This is a genomic window from Stenotrophomonas sp. YAU14D1_LEIMI4_1, assembly GCF_003086815.1.
Lineage (GTDB): Bacteria > Pseudomonadota > Gammaproteobacteria > Xanthomonadales > Xanthomonadaceae > Stenotrophomonas.
The window spans coordinates 2188131-2201799 of sequence record NZ_CP025997.1; the positions used below are offsets into that span (position 1 = coordinate 2188131).

The 13669-nt window shown below is 65.2% G+C and carries 11 protein-coding genes; 5 read left to right on the forward strand and 6 right to left on the reverse strand.

Annotation, left to right across the window (positions count from 1 at the left end):
* Positions 1-41: 41 nt before the first annotated feature.
* Positions 42-5099: a putative Ig domain-containing protein gene (locus C1932_RS10215; RefSeq protein ID WP_159094531.1), complete on the reverse strand. Its 5058-nt coding sequence runs from the start codon at positions 5097-5099 to the stop codon at positions 42-44.
* A 297-nt stretch (positions 5100-5396) separates the two neighbouring features.
* Between C1932_RS10215 and C1932_RS10220 the strand changes: the two genes are divergently transcribed.
* Genes C1932_RS10220 through C1932_RS10235 form a run of 4 tightly spaced genes read left to right on the forward strand, consistent with a single transcriptional unit; the run spans position 5397 to position 7627 of the window.
* Complete coding sequence (locus C1932_RS10220; protein WP_108762058.1) at positions 5397-5921, forward strand: tail fiber protein; 525 nt, start codon at positions 5397-5399, stop codon at positions 5919-5921.
* A 30-nt stretch (positions 5922-5951) separates the two neighbouring features.
* Entirely contained in the window at positions 5952-6482 is a 531-nt protein-coding gene (locus tag C1932_RS10225; RefSeq protein WP_108762059.1) for a tail fiber protein, read from the forward strand.
* 31 nt (positions 6483-6513) lie between these two features.
* Positions 6514-7047, forward strand: coding sequence for a tail fiber protein (locus tag C1932_RS10230; RefSeq protein WP_108762060.1), 534 nt, complete (start codon positions 6514-6516; stop codon positions 7045-7047).
* Between the two features lie 4 nt (positions 7048-7051).
* The gene (locus C1932_RS10235; RefSeq protein ID WP_108762061.1) at positions 7052-7627 is read left to right on the forward strand and encodes a GNAT family N-acetyltransferase; all 576 of its coding nucleotides are present in this window, start codon (positions 7052-7054) and stop codon (positions 7625-7627) included.
* On the opposite strand, the gene C1932_RS10240 is transcribed toward C1932_RS10235, so the two are convergent.
* From C1932_RS10240 to C1932_RS10255, 4 genes are all read right to left on the reverse strand, one after another.
* Entirely contained in the window at positions 7620-7916 is a 297-nt protein-coding gene (locus C1932_RS10240; RefSeq protein ID WP_108756256.1) for a hypothetical protein, read from the reverse strand. The two genes, C1932_RS10235 and C1932_RS10240, sit on opposite strands and share 8 nt — an antisense overlap.
* Before the next feature lie 109 nt (positions 7917-8025).
* Positions 8026-8709: a hypothetical protein gene (locus tag C1932_RS10245; protein ID WP_108763417.1), complete on the reverse strand. Its 684-nt coding sequence runs from the start codon at positions 8707-8709 to the stop codon at positions 8026-8028.
* A gap of 158 nt (positions 8710-8867) precedes the next feature.
* Positions 8868-9137, reverse strand: coding sequence for a hypothetical protein (locus C1932_RS10250; protein WP_108762062.1), 270 nt, complete (start codon positions 9135-9137; stop codon positions 8868-8870).
* Positions 9138-9391: 254 nt separating this feature from the next.
* The gene (locus C1932_RS10255) at positions 9392-9973 is read right to left on the reverse strand and encodes a DUF998 domain-containing protein (RefSeq protein ID WP_108762063.1); all 582 of its coding nucleotides are present in this window, start codon (positions 9971-9973) and stop codon (positions 9392-9394) included.
* Between the two features lie 137 nt (positions 9974-10110).
* Between C1932_RS10255 and C1932_RS10260 the strand changes: the two genes are divergently transcribed.
* Positions 10111-10794, forward strand: coding sequence for a type 1 glutamine amidotransferase domain-containing protein (locus C1932_RS10260; protein WP_108762064.1), 684 nt, complete (start codon positions 10111-10113; stop codon positions 10792-10794).
* A gap of 431 nt (positions 10795-11225) precedes the next feature.
* Here the strand turns inward: C1932_RS10260 and C1932_RS10265 are convergent, their stop codons facing one another.
* Entirely contained in the window at positions 11226-13595 is a 2370-nt protein-coding gene (locus C1932_RS10265) for a TonB-dependent hemoglobin/transferrin/lactoferrin family receptor (RefSeq protein WP_108762065.1), read from the reverse strand.
* Positions 13596-13669: the final 74 nt, after the last annotated feature.

Here is a 13669-nt window from a genome sequence, read left to right on the forward strand (position 1 = left end):
CATGGCACGGCCGAGTACGTGCTCGGCCCTGCCCTCTGTACTCAGTACTTCTTTTCCAGGTTCAGCTGCACGCCGTGGTCGGTGTCGCTGCTGCTGACGAACAGGCCGCGGTATTCCAGCCGCAGGCTGAACTCACGCTCGGTCTGCAGCACCGCGCCCAGGCCGAACACGAAGCGGTTGGTCTTCAGGCCATCGATCGCGCTGCGATAGAACGGCCCGCCCGGCAAATCGGCGTAATTCATGATCACCGTGCTGTCGTCCTGGAAATCATGCTGGTATTCCAGCCGCAGCTGCGGCGTGAACGTACCGACGCTGACCGGTACGCGGTAGTCCATGCGCAGGCCCAGGCTGGCCGTGGTGGTGTCCACGTCCTGGTCCTGGTAGTGCAGCGCATGGATCGCGTCAGCCTGTTCGGTGTAGGCGTCCAGCGTGGCACGGGCCAGGTCCAGGCGCGCATACGGGGTCAGCGACAGGCGGTCGCGCTGGTAGTCACCGCCCACCGAAAGTGACGCCAGCCACTGGCTGCCATCCCGCTTGCCCTGCACCATCGCGCCATTGGCCGCCACGTAACGGCGCGAGTCGAACGACAGCAACTGGTAGCCCAGCAGGGTGTCCACGAAGAAGTGGTCGCCCGGGTGGTAGCTGCTGTACACGGCCAGGGTGTAGCTTTCGCCCTTGCTGCGGGTGTCGCTGTGGCCGACATCGGTGGTATCGCGGCCATAGCCGATGCCCGCACCGATGGCGAAATCGCTGCTCAGGCGGGCATCGGCACCGGCGCTGACGCCGCTGGTCTGGAAGTCGAAGCCGGCACTTCCAGCACGACCATCGCGGTCGCCGCTGTTGATCGAACCGCCCGTCCACAGCGTCAGGCTGCCGCCTTCGCCGCCACGGCTGCGCGGCGCCGCTGCGTTGCCTGCAGTTGCGCCTGCGCCTGCTGCCGTGTCATCGGGCATGCCTAGCGGACGGCAGTCGCTGCCCGGCGTGCGCCACCCGTCTTCCTGGCAGCGGCGGTCCACGCCGAAGCTCAGCCCGTTCTCGAAGCGTGCGCCCTCCCCGCCCTGATGCAGCCCTTCCATGCGGCGCTGGAAGTTGCCGATCTGGGTGGTGGCGAAGCGGCGCGCGGTGGCCGTCTGCGCGCCCAGCAGGCCCATCACTTCGGCATCCTGGGTCGGGTCCGGCCGGCTGATCACATCGAAGGTGACGGTGGCCGGGGCCGAGGTGGTGAACGCATTGGCCAGGGTGAAGGTGGCCGTGGCGGTGCCCGAGAACGCCGCAGCCGGGGTGAACGTCAGGCGGTAGCCGCCATTCGCGCCGCTGCCCGAAGCCGCGATGGTGGTGGTACCGGCATTGGCCGGCGACAGCGAAACCAGCGTCGCCGCGGTGAACGGGCCACCGGTCGCGCCGGTGGTCAGTTCCACCACGACCGGCACGCCCGCATTGGCGGTGAGCCGGTGCGAAGCCGCCACTGGTACCGCGTTCACCGTCACCGTGGTGGTGATAGGCGCCGATGCACCGAAGCTGTTGTTCAAGGTGTAGACGATGTTCTGCGGGCCAGACGTGGTGGCCAGCGGCGTGTAGGCGATGATCGTGCCGTCCACCGTGGTAGTGCCGGTGGCCGGTGCGGACACCAGGGTGACCCCGGTAAACGGCCCGCCGCTGGCGCCCACAGCTGCATCGATCAGCACGGCCTGGCCGGCCAGTGTGACCACGCCTGCGCGCGGTTGACCCACCGGCACCGGCAGTGCATTGACCGTAATGGCCACGGTCGCGGCGGCCGAACTGCCACCTGGCCCGCTGGCGATGTAGGTAAAACTGTCGGCGCCGAAGTAATTGGCTGCTGGGGTGTAGACCACATTCAGACCGCTGACGACGGCCGTGCCGTGCGCGGGCGCGCTTGCCACGGCAATTGCGGTGATCACACCCGTGTCATTGCCCGTGACCGGAATGGTGACCGCCTGTTGCGCCAGGGTGGTGGCCGTATCGTCGTTGGCGACCGGCAACGCTTCACTGATGACCAAGGTGTAGCTCTGGGTGCTGTTGTAGCCGGCATCGTCGGTGGTGCGCAGGACAAACGTGTAGCTGCCCGCGGCTACCGGGGTACCGCTGAGCAGGCCTGCCGAACTGAAGGCGAGACCGGGTGGCAGTGCACCGGAAACCACTGCGTAGGTGTACGGCGCAATGCCGCCGCTGCTGGTCAGACTCTGCGAGTAAGCCGTAGCGACCACACCGCCCGGCAGCGTGGCCGGGGCGATGACCACGGTGGCCGGGTCAACCGAGAAGGTGTAGACGCGGTCAGCGGTCTGGCCGTTGGCATCGGTCACCCGAACAGTGATGCTGAAGTTGCCATCCGAACGCGGAACGCCGGTCATTGCACCACTGGAACTGAAGGACAGTCCCTGTGGCAGCGCGCCTGCCAGCAGTGTGTAAGTGTACGGGGCGACGCCACCGCTGGCGCTGAACTGCGCCGTGTAGGCCGCCCCTGCGGTGCCATTGGGCAAGCTCGGCGGATCAATGCTGATCGTCGGCGCGCTCACCACGATGGTGTAGCTCTGCTGCACGTTGAACGGGGCCCCGGTACCGACGGTGGAGTCCGTCGAGCGGATCGTGACGTTGTAACTCCCCGGCATCGTCGGGGTACCGGAAAGAACGCCTGCCGAGCTGAAACTGACGCCCACCGGCAGTGAACCCGTAACCAGTGAATAGCTGTAAGGCGCGGTTCCGCCACTCGTGCCGAAGTTGATGGTGCTGGCGGTGCCGTATGGCATGGGCAGGTTGCCCGGCGCCGGCGTCATGCTGAGCGTGGGTGCAGCGACCGTAAGCGAGAACGCTTGGCCAACGGTGAACGGCCCGGTCCCTGTGCTGCTGTCGGTGGCGCTGGCATTGAGCGTAAAGGTACCCGCCGCCGCAGGTGTGCCGCTGACCGTAACGCTGTTTGCCGTAGTTCCGGTGATGCTCAGCCCGGCCGGCAGGCCCGTGACCGTGTAGTTGCTGTAGGGCGCCGCGCCCCCATTCCAGGTGAATGTCTGGCTGTAGCTAGAGCCGACCGTGGCGCTGAACGGACTATTGGCCGAGACGGTAATGGTCGGGTTGCCCACGGTGATCGTCACTGTAGCCGGTGCAGACGTTCCGGCACTGTTGGTGGCGGTATAGGTGAAGCTGTCCGGGCCGGCGTAGCCGGCGTTGGGTTGGTAGGTCACTGTCGTCCCGCTGGCAATGGCCGTGCCGTGTGCGGGCGCGGTGCCGATTGCTACCGAAGTGGCGGCGCCGCCGGTGAGGTTCAGCGTGATCGGGTTGGCGCCACTGTTATACGCCACGGTTGCCGAAACAGGATTGGCTACCGGCGGACTGCTGATGACTTGAAGCACGTAGCCGCGCGGTGCAGAGTTGTACGGGCCGGTGCCGGTGCCGCTGTCAGTTGCGGTTACTGCGAAGTTGAACGTGCCCGACGCCGTGGGCGTGCCGGACAGTGTGCCAGCCGCAGAGAGCACGACGCCTGCCGGCAGTGCACCGGCAGTGATTTGATAGGCATAAGGCGCCACGCCACCGCTGGCGGGGTTGAGTGCGGCACTGTACGCCGTGTTCTGGGTCGCATTGGCCAGACTGGTAGCCGGAAGGTTGACGGTGGGCGGCGCGATGACCAGCGCATACGCACGAGAGCCGGTGTACGGGCCGGTACCGCCGGAGCTGTCGGTGGCGGTGAGGGTGAAATTGAACGTGCCGCCGGCCGTTGGGGTGCCCGACACTGTGCCGCTGGAAGCCAGGCTGAGTCCGGTAGGGAGGGAGCCAGCGGTAACCGCGTAGCTGTACGTGGGCGTTCCCCCTGTCGCCGTGATGACCTGGCTGTAACTGGCGCCAACCGTACCGTTGGGCAGCGTGCTGGGGTCGACGGCAATCGTCGGCACGTTCACGGTGAGCGTGTACGCACGCGTGCCCTGGAAGCCGCTGGCATCGGTGGCACGTGCGGTGAAGTTGAAGGTGCCTCCCGACGTTGGCGTGCCGCTCACCGCGCCGGTCGTGGTGTTGAGGGTCAGCCCGGGCGGCAAGGTGCCAGCACTGAGGTCAAAGGTGTACGGCGCGGTACCGCCACTGCCGGTGAGCGTCTGGTTGTACGCCACCCCGATGGCGGCAACGGTCAACGAGGCCGGGTTGACCACAATGGTGGGCGGCGCCGCCACCACCAACGTGACCGTCTCCACCTCGGCATAGAAGCCGGGGCCGCTGCTGCTGTCGGTCACGCGGATGCCGAAGGTGTAGGTGCCTTGTGCCGTGGGCGTGCCACTGAGCGTATTGCCGCTGAGTGACAGACCCGGCGGCAGTGCGCCGCTGGCGGCTTCATGGGCCAGGGTGTAGGGCGCCACGCCGCCACTGGGCGTGAAAGTAACCGAATAGGCCACGCCCTGCCCGGCCGGCGGAGGCGAGGCTGGCGCAAGGCTCAGTACCGGGTTGGCGGTGGTGCCGCTGAACGCGCGCGTGCCACTGACTCCGACATTGTCGGTTGCGCGCAGGGTGAAGGAATATGCGCCGCGCTGGGTGGGGGTGCCGCTGAGCATATTGCCGCCCAGGGTAACGCCGGGGGGCAGCGCACCGGCGTCGAGGGTAAAGGTGTACGGCGCTGTGCCACCGCTGGCGCTGAGGGTGCTGCTGAACGCGGTGCCGGCCTGCAGGCTCACGGCCGGGCTGGCGTCCAGGGTGATGGCCGCGGCTGGGCCGATGGTGACGGTAACGGTGATGTCGCCACCCGAGTCATCCTGGATGACGAAGGTATCGCTGGTGCCGTTGTCGCCGTTATGGGTGTACGTGAGCGGCTGCGCATTCACCGTCTGCTGGCCCACGGTGCGGGTGCCATGAGTAGTGGTTGCTGTACCTGCAGAAACACCAAAGCCGCCGTGGCAATGGTCGATGTCGATGGTCTGCGAGCCGCTATGGGCCACAGACATGCTCAGCGTTGGGCAGAACGCGGACGGTGCAGCGGCGGCCATCTGCGGCCACAGGCCGCAGATGCACAGCAGTGCAATCGCCAGCCAGGAACCGAACCATGAAACCAGGGCATGCGGACGCGCACGCGACGCCCCCACGCTGTGCGCTGACGAAAGTTGCATGTTCTGCCCCTGTTGGCACTGCACAGGCGCGAACACTCCCAGGCGTCCGTGCCGGTACAGCGAGACCCTACCCCTGTCCGCGGACGCCAGGTCGATAACCCGGGCCGCACCCCTTTAGAACGGCTGCGCCATATTCAAACAGTATTCCGGGGGTAAAGGGAAGTGCCCCCTTTGCCCGGCTTTCGATATTGCTGCGCATGCACAAAAATTTCACTTGAACCGCCCATCCTGACTGAGCGAGAGTAAATGCGGCCCGGACATGACGTCCGGCCATCACGCTATCGGGGGAATCAAGGCATGACCGAAGTCTTCCTCGGGCAGATAATGCTCACGGGGTTCTCGTTTGCACCCAAGGATTTTGCTCTCTGCAACGGCCAGTTGCTTTCGATTGCACAGAACCAGGCCCTGTTTTCGCTGCTGGGCACGCAGTACGGCGGGAACGGCACGACAAACTTCGCGTTGCCCAACATGCAATCGCGGACGCCGGTCGGCGCCGGGCCGTCGGCCGATCCGGGCTGGAATCCACCGCAGTATCAGCAAGGCCTGGCGGCTGGCGTGGAAAACGTGACACTGATCAGCAACGAAGTGCCCGCGCACACCGCGCAGGCCTACGGCACCACCGCGGCGGGTGCGGTACGCAACCCCACCAACGGTCTGTACGGCAACGACAGCGGACTTCTGTTCGGCCCGGACAACGGCACGTTGGTTCCCCTGCAAGGCGTTGGCACAGGGGGAGGCAGCCAGCCCCATCCGAACCTGCAGCCCTATACGGCGATCAATTTCGTTATCGCAATTCAGGGCATTTACCCCTCGCGCAGCTGACCGCGCCGACGACTGCTCAAGGAGCTTCACATGAGTACCCCTTACGTCGGAGAAATCCGCATGTTCGGCTTTCAGCGCGTGCCCAACGGTTGGTTTACATGCGACGGGTCACTGAAGTCGATCGCCGAGTATGAAGTGCTGTACACGCTGCTGGGCACCACCTACGGTGGCGATGGCATTACCACCTTCGGCGTGCCCGATCTGCGCGGCCGGGTACCGATCCACCAGGGACAAGGCCCAGGACTGAGCCGCTACGTGGTGGGCCAGATGGCAGGCACTGAGCAGGTCACCGTGCTTCCCGTGCAGATGCCTGCGCATGCGCCGCCACTGATGGCCACCACCGCCCTTGCTACTACCGGCACGGTAGGAAACGGCGTGCTGCCGGCAACGGTGGCGGGCGACAGCGTCTTCGTGAAAGACATCACCGGCGCCAACGCGGCCGTACTGGGCCCCAATGTGATTGTCAGCCAGGGTGGCAATCAACCGCACGAGAACCAGATGCCCACGCTGACGGTGCAGTTCTGTATTGCCTGGGCAGGCGTTTTCCCGACGCAGGGCTGAACCCCTCTTTGCATCCGACAAGGAATTCACCATGACCGAACCATTCTTCGGCGAGATCCAGCTGTTCGGCTTCAACTTCGCCCCGCTGAACTGGGCCACCTGCAATGGCACGACGCTGCCCATCCGACAGAACACTGCTCTGTTTTCACTGCTGGGAACGAGCTACGGCGGCGATGGCGTAAACACATTCAAGTTGCCCAACTTCGTCAATCGCGCGGCTACCAGCCAGGGCCAGGGCCCGGGCCTGACACCGCACAGCATTGGCGAGGCCTTCGGCACCAATGCTGTGGCCCTGACCCAACAGACCGTTCCGGCGCACAGCCATTCGCTGACGCTCTACAACCAGCGCGACAGCAGCAAACGCAATGCGACGCCCGAGGCGGGCAATTACCTCGGCGTGCCTGCTACAGGCATGCCCTTTGTGACCAACGCCACGGCCAATGCGCCGTTCAGCCCGAGAATGATCGGCGCTTCCGGTGGCGGGCAGCCCCATGAGAACCGGCAGCCCTATCTGGCGACCAACTTCTGCATCGCCTTGCAGGGCGTGTTCCCCAGCTTCAGCTGAGCCGATGGCCGCGCCCGCACCGCTCGCCGCGTTTCCGCCAAGCCGCGATGCCTGCCCCACCCTGCCCGCGCTGCTGCTGCAGCGCGGGTATGGCCTGCGGCCGCTGGTTGCGGGCGATCTTTCGTGGCTGCGCGAGTTGTATGCCAGCACCCGCGCCGAGGAACTGGCGCCGGTGCCGTGGCCGGAGGCGGCCAAACGCCTGTTCCTGGAGAGCCAGTTCGCGCTGCAGCACCAGCACTATCTGGCCCACTTCGGCGACTCGCACTTTCTGGCCATCGAGCGCGATGGCGCCGCGGTGGGGCGCTATTACCTGCAGCGCAACCCGTCGCATGATCTGATCGTGGATATCAGCCTGTTCCCCGCCGAGCGCGGTTGCGGTGTTGCCTCGGCGTTGATCGCGCACAGCCAGCACGAAGCCGGCCTGCGTGGCAGCGGCATGGAACTGCACGTGGACGGTGCCAATCCAGCCGCGCTGCGCCTCTACCAGCGTCTTGGTTTCGTGGGGGTCGAGCAGCAAGGCACGCATCTGCTGATGCGCTGGCAGCGCGCCTGCGCGCAGCAGACCGGCAAGATCAGTTGAAAACGGCCTGATAAAGGAACCCGGCCTGTTCACGGGCGATGGGTACCAGGAAGATACCGACCTCGCCTACGTCTGGGTGGCGCATGGGATAGATCTGCTGCGGAAACAGGAACGCCGACGCGTTACGGAACAACAGCGAGAACGGCGCACGTGCGGCGCCCGGCATCGCTCGCGATGCATCCAGGGCGCGGGCTTCCACCAGCACGAACGGCACTTCGCCGTCATTGATGACGGCCGAGAAGGTCTGATCGACGTGGCGGGCGAAATGATCGAGCGTCAGCAGTTCCATTGCAGGGTTCCCCAAGGCCGACCTGCATGGTGGGCTGCGCCAGCGCCGGATGCAAGCGCGCCGCGCGGCGCGCTTGCCAACCGGATGACGTGCCCGATTGTGAGCCCGATTACTTGGCGCCGGCGTGGCGTTCGCCTTCGCCGTTCTGCGCTGCACTCCCGCGGCTCTGCGCGAACTCGGGGAAGGTTTCGGCAATGGATGCCTTGTCCGGCAGCACGTAGAACACGCCGCCCTTTTCGAAGGTGGATTTCACCACCTCGTCGTAGAACACCGGCGAGACATTGATGCAGCCATGGGTCACGCGGTTGTCGTCCGGGGTGGCCGAGGCCAGGCGCTCCGCACGCTTCTCCTTCGACGTGCCCTTGGGCATGGGATGGATCGAAACCGCAGATTCGTAATCGACCCACAGCACGCGGCCGGCATCGATGGACGGCCCGAAGCCGCCGATGAAACGGCCCGCCGGCGTGGTGCGGTCGCGGCCGGGAATCTCGCGCAGGGCCAGGCCCGCTACTCCGGGGGCGATGTGGTCACCCTTGGCCGAGCCGAACAATGCCGGTGCTGCGCCGCGCAGCTTGCCGTCGCCACCAAACACCAGGATCTGTGCGGCCGCCTTGTCCATGATGGCAAACGGATAGCCTTGGCTGTCCTTGCTGGCCACCACCCAACCGGCCAGTTCAATCACCGTGTCGGACACGCTCTGGCCTTCGGGCAGTTCATCAACCGCCGAAGACGGTGCCGGTGGCGTGCCGTTCTTCGCACTTGCCACACCAGTGCCGGCAAGGGTCAGCGCCAGGGCCATGGCCAGCGCAGCGCGCAGCGGCCGGTTTGCAGGGTTGGGGAACATAGGGGTGGCACGACTCCTTGCTGCGTGTACTACGGGGTGGGCACCGGTGGCCCGCGAAGGCCACCGGTGTCCGGGTCAAACAGTACGGGTACTGCGTGGGGGAGCGATCACCCGCGCGGGGTACGGCGCGGTGCCGATTCAAGCTGCTGTACGCGGCCTTCGATCTGGTCCAGGCGCTGGTTGGCCTGCTGTGCCGACTGGTTGGCCGACTCGGCGCTCTGGGCTGCGCCCTGCACCTTCACATCAAGCGCGTCGAGACGCGAATTGATGGTTGCGAATTCGTCCTTGTAGGTGGCGCAACCACTGAGAGCGGCGGCGGCGAGGATGGCTACACCGAGCGTGCGGGCCAGGGTCTTGTATTGCTGGTTCAGGAACATTGCACTCCCTCCTTCGTCTGGGGAAGCCCGAATATAGCGACCTTTTCGGCAGTTGACCGAGCGCCTTTCAGCTACGGTTGGACGAGGTGGAGGGGGTGTGAAGAAATGTGAAATGGCGTGTAAATGTTCATGGTCCAGAGGCTGTTCAAACCCCGGTTGTAATGGCCGCTATTGCTGCAGCCAGCGTTCCTTGTAGCCAAAGCGCACACGGTTTTCTTCTCCCTTCATGCACGTTGGGGCGAGGTCTGCCCTATTCAGCCGTCATGTCGGTCATCGGCACCATGCGCGCGGCGCAGTTCAATTGCCGCCAGCGCGTACCACGCGAACGCTGGCAGTGCCGCCAGCCGCTGGGTCAGCCCACGGTAGGCGGCCGGGTCGAACCCGCACACCATCATCCATAGGTACAGCACGCCGATAATAGAAACGGCCCTCGAGGCAACGCGCAGCCACGCCGAACCCGCCTGCCCGTACTCGCTGATGAACGCCAGTGGTGTTAGCACCGAGAACATGCCGATGCCATAGAGCCCGTGCAGTGGGCTGCCCGTAGTGAAAACCCCGTTGCTGATCATGCAGGCAGCAAAGAGTAACGAGGTAAGCGCGGAGCAGGCGAAGCGGCTGCCATGGGCCAACAAGGCCACGCTGAAGATCAGGATCGCGGCGCCGCTGATGACGGCGGCCGACCGTTCCACCCACCTCGGCCACCCCTGCAGCAGCCCCAGTTCGCTCATGTGCTGGCTGAGGATGCTGTAACCCGGTACCAGCAGCCCAGCCAGAGCCAGCACCCCCATGGCAAGAAGGGGGACGAGGGACAGGTGCCGCAGGGTAACGGTGCGCATGGACCAGATATCTGCCGGTTGAGGTCTGATGAGCTTGGATGCAACGGGCCTGCCGATGGTTTAAAGCGTCGCACAGTTGACGCCCAGCATCCCCGGTCGCGCGCATACTGCTGCCCCACCCCACTGCGGAGCGCTTCATGAAGGTCCTGATGGTTCTGACGTCGCATGATCAACTGGGCGACACCGGCAAGAAGACCGGCTTCTGGCTGGAGGAGTTCGCTGCGCCGTACTACGTGTTCAGCGATGCCGGTGCGCAGATCACCCTGGCCTCCCCCGCTGGTGGCCAGCCACCGCTGGACCCGAAGAGCGACCTGCCCGACTTCCAGACCGCGCTGACCGAACGATTCAAGGGCGATGCGAAGGCGCAGCAAGCGCTGGCCAGCACCGTGAAGCTGGACAGTGTGAAGCAGGAGGATTTCGACCTGGTGTTTTACCCCGGCGGCCATGGGCCGCTGTGGGATCTGGCCGAATCGAAGGCATCCATCGCGCTGATCGAAGCCTTCGAGCGTGCGGGCAAGCCGGTGGGGTTCGTCTGCCATGCGCCGGGCGTGCTGCGCCATGTCAAGGCGGCCGACGGTTCGCCCCTGGTGAAGGGACGCAAGGTGACGGGATTCACCAACAGCGAGGAAGCGGCGGTCGAGTTGACCGATATCGTGCCGTTCCTGGTGGAGGACGAGCTGATCGCGCTGGGCGCTGCATACGAAAAGGGCGCGGATTGGGCGCCGCATGGCGTGACCGACGGCCTGCTGGTGACCGGGCAGAACCCGGCCAGTTCCGAATGGGTGGCCAAGGAACTGCTGCGCCTGAGCACCGTCCGGTAGAGTCGAGCTTGCTCGACTGCAACGCTTGACCGATCGCGAAGCATCCACGCATGGCGTGGATCTACTGCGGCACTATCCAGTAGATCCACGTCGCGCGTGGATATTTTCGGTGGTTGGGGTCAGAGCCCTTTCCTCGCGGAAAGGGATCTGACCCCGCCGCAGTTCGGTAGAGTCGAGCTTGCTCGACTGGCGCTCGCGATAACCCATGGAGCATCCACGCATGGCGTGGATCTATTGCGAGCCATCCATGGGGTCAGAGCCCTTTCCTAGCGGAAAGGGCTCTGACCCCGCCGCAGTTCGGTAGAGTCGAGCTTGCTCGACTGGCGCTCGCGATAACCCATGGAGCATCCACGCATGGCGTGGATCTACTGCGAGCCATCCATGGGGTCAGATCCCTTTCCTGGCGGAAAGGGATCTGACCCCTGCCCGGCTTACAGGAAGTCGTAGCTGAGGGTGAAGCGCACGTTACGGCCCGGCTGCGACCAGCGGCCGATACCTTCGTAGCTGGTGGCGCCCTGGAAGATGGCGGTGCCGCCACCGGCGGTGCGCACGCGGTTCCACAGGTAGTATTCCTTGTTGAACACGTTGTACACGCCGGCGGTCAGGTGGATGCGCGGGGTGATGCTGTAGCTGCCGAACACATCCAGCAAGGTGTACTCGCGCGCCTTGTAGGCATACACCGGCAGCACTTCGGCGCCGTAGCTGGCGTTGGTCACGCTCAGGCCGTAGTCGGACGGGTCCTTGCGGTCCTGGTGGGTGACATTGGCGGTCACGCTCCAGCGCCGCGACGGGGCGTTGTAGGTCAGCCCGGCCACGGCCTTGGCCGGAATGATGCTGGCCAGCGGACGGCCGTCATTGTCGGTGCCTTCGTTGTACGAATAGGCCACGCGCGCCAGCCAGTCGTCGGCCAGCAACCACAGGCCCTCGGCCTCCACGCCCTTCACCACCACTTCGCCGCGGTTGATCGGCATGGTGTAGGTGTAGCCATTGGTGACCGTGGTGACTCCGCGCACGGTGGTGCTGTACTGGGTGCCGGCATCGCCGACGAACTGGGCGGTGTCGATGAAGTTGCTGTACTTGTCGCGGAACAGCGACACGCCCAGGCGCAGGCGATCACTCTGGTAGCGCCAGCCCAGTTCCAGGTTCAGGCTGCGCTCGGCGTCCAGGTCCGGGTTGCTCTTGCCGTCGGGCACGGTGACCGTGGCGCCGTCGGAAACATGCGTGACTTCAGTCGTGGACGAGGTGCCGTACATGTCGTTCACACCGGGCGCGCGGAAGCCACGGCCCACCTGGGTCCACAGCGACTGGGTATCAGTGAACTTGAACTCGGCGCCCAGGTTCCAGGTCGGCGCGGCGAACTTCGAGGTGCCCACGCTGCCGCCGTCATCTACATAACCAGAGTCACCATTGCCGCCGGCCGAGGTTTCCGGGGTGTACTTGTAGCTGTCGTAGCGCAGGCCACCGGTCAGGCTCAGGCGATCATCCAGCAGGCGCACGCGGTCGCGCACGTAGGCGGTCAAGTCGGTTTCCTTGGTGTCAGGCCACAGCGACGGGTCGGTATCGCGGGTGAACAGCGATCCATCGTTGCCCCAGCGCGAATCCACCGAGTTCCAGTGGATCCTGGCCTGCTGCCACGCTGCGCCGTACACCAGGTCATGGCGCACGCCGCCGGCTTCGATGCTCTTGTCGAAATCCAGCGCCACGCGGTTGCGCTTCTGGGTATCCCAGCGGTCTTCCTGGCGCGCACACGGTGCCGCCACCGAGCAGCGCGTGCCATAGGTGGCCGCCGTGCCGTTGGCCACCAGCACGTTGGTCTGGCCCTGGATGTAGTTCTTCTGGTGGTCGGCGGTCGCTTCCAGGCTGTCGAACAGCGCGTTGTTGGCGCGCCAGGTGTACTTCAGGCCGTAGCGGTCGCGGTCACTGCGGTCTTCGGCGCTGCGGAAGTAGTACGAACCCACGCCATCGCTGCGGGTCCAGTTGTCCACGTCGTTGGTAGCGCGGGCGCGCTCGTAGACGATGCCCAGCGTCTGCGTGTCGGTGGCCAGGAAGTTGACCTTGGCCAGCAGGTTGTCGCTCTCGCGGTCCACCGGGTCCGGCGTGCGGCGGTCCGGGCCCAGCTGGGCGCGGGTGGTGTCGTACCACGATTCGGTTTCGTGACCATCGCGCTTGGTGTAGACCAGCAGCGATTCGAAACGACCGGTGCGGTTGGCAAAGGTCAGCGAACCCATGTTCTCGTCGCTGGAACCGGTGTAGCCGTACTTCACCGAACCAAAGCTGTCGTTGCCGCTGGCCTTCAGGTAATCGGACGGGTCCTTGGTGGTGAACATGACTGCACCGCTGAGCGCGCCGCTGCCGGCGGTGATCGCATCGGCACCCTTGATGATTTCAACGCTCTTCACCGCTTCCAGGTCGACGCTGCCGCGACCGGAACGGAAGAACTCATAAGGCTGGTAGGTGCCCGGGTCCATGCTCTGCGGGAAGCTGAGGCCGTCCAGGGTGATGGCCACGCGATCCGATTCCAGGCCACGGATGTTGAAGCCATTGAAGCCGGCACGGCCCAGGTCGACCATCTCCACGCCGGGCACGTAGCGGATGGCGTCTTCCATGCTCTGCGCACCCTGCTGCTGCAGGGTCTTGGCCGAAAGCGTGGTGACGTTCTGGTTGTCGGATTTCTTGCGGGTTTCAGTGACCTGGATGGTATCCAGGGTGCTGTCCGCATCGGCAGCAGCCGCACGGGAAACAACGGGAAGTGAGAGGCTGGTGGCTACCGCCAGCGCAAGCAGGGAGGGTGAAAGGTGCATGGATGACTCCGCAGAGGGGTGGAAAGGGGCGTTCCGTCGCTCCGATTGGAGCGGCGGTGGTTTCCTGGCTGCGG

Excerpts from the sequence above, each read along its gene's own strand:
- C1932_RS10225 (WP_108762059.1), top strand. The coding sequence starts at position 5,952 with ATGAGTACCCCTTACGTCGGAGAAATCCGCATGTTCGGCTTTCAGCGC.
- C1932_RS10255 (WP_108762063.1), bottom strand. The coding sequence starts at position 9,973 with ATGCGCACCGTTACCCTGCGGCACCTGTCCCTCGTCCCCCTTCTTGCC.
- C1932_RS10265 (WP_108762065.1), bottom strand. The coding sequence starts at position 13,595 with ATGCACCTTTCACCCTCCCTGCTTGCGCTGGCGGTAGCCACCAGCCTC.
- C1932_RS10250 (WP_108762062.1), bottom strand. The coding sequence starts at position 9,137 with ATGTTCCTGAACCAGCAATACAAGACCCTGGCCCGCACGCTCGGTGTA.
- C1932_RS10230 (WP_108762060.1), top strand. The coding sequence starts at position 6,514 with ATGACCGAACCATTCTTCGGCGAGATCCAGCTGTTCGGCTTCAACTTC.
- C1932_RS10215 (WP_159094531.1), bottom strand. The coding sequence starts at position 5,099 with ATGCAACTTTCGTCAGCGCACAGCGTGGGGGCGTCGCGTGCGCGTCCG.
- C1932_RS10240 (WP_108756256.1), bottom strand. The coding sequence starts at position 7,916 with ATGGAACTGCTGACGCTCGATCATTTCGCCCGCCACGTCGATCAGACC.
- C1932_RS10220 (WP_108762058.1), top strand. The coding sequence starts at position 5,397 with ATGACCGAAGTCTTCCTCGGGCAGATAATGCTCACGGGGTTCTCGTTT.
- C1932_RS10260 (WP_108762064.1), top strand. The coding sequence starts at position 10,111 with ATGAAGGTCCTGATGGTTCTGACGTCGCATGATCAACTGGGCGACACC.
- C1932_RS10235 (WP_108762061.1), top strand. The coding sequence starts at position 7,052 with ATGGCCGCGCCCGCACCGCTCGCCGCGTTTCCGCCAAGCCGCGATGCC.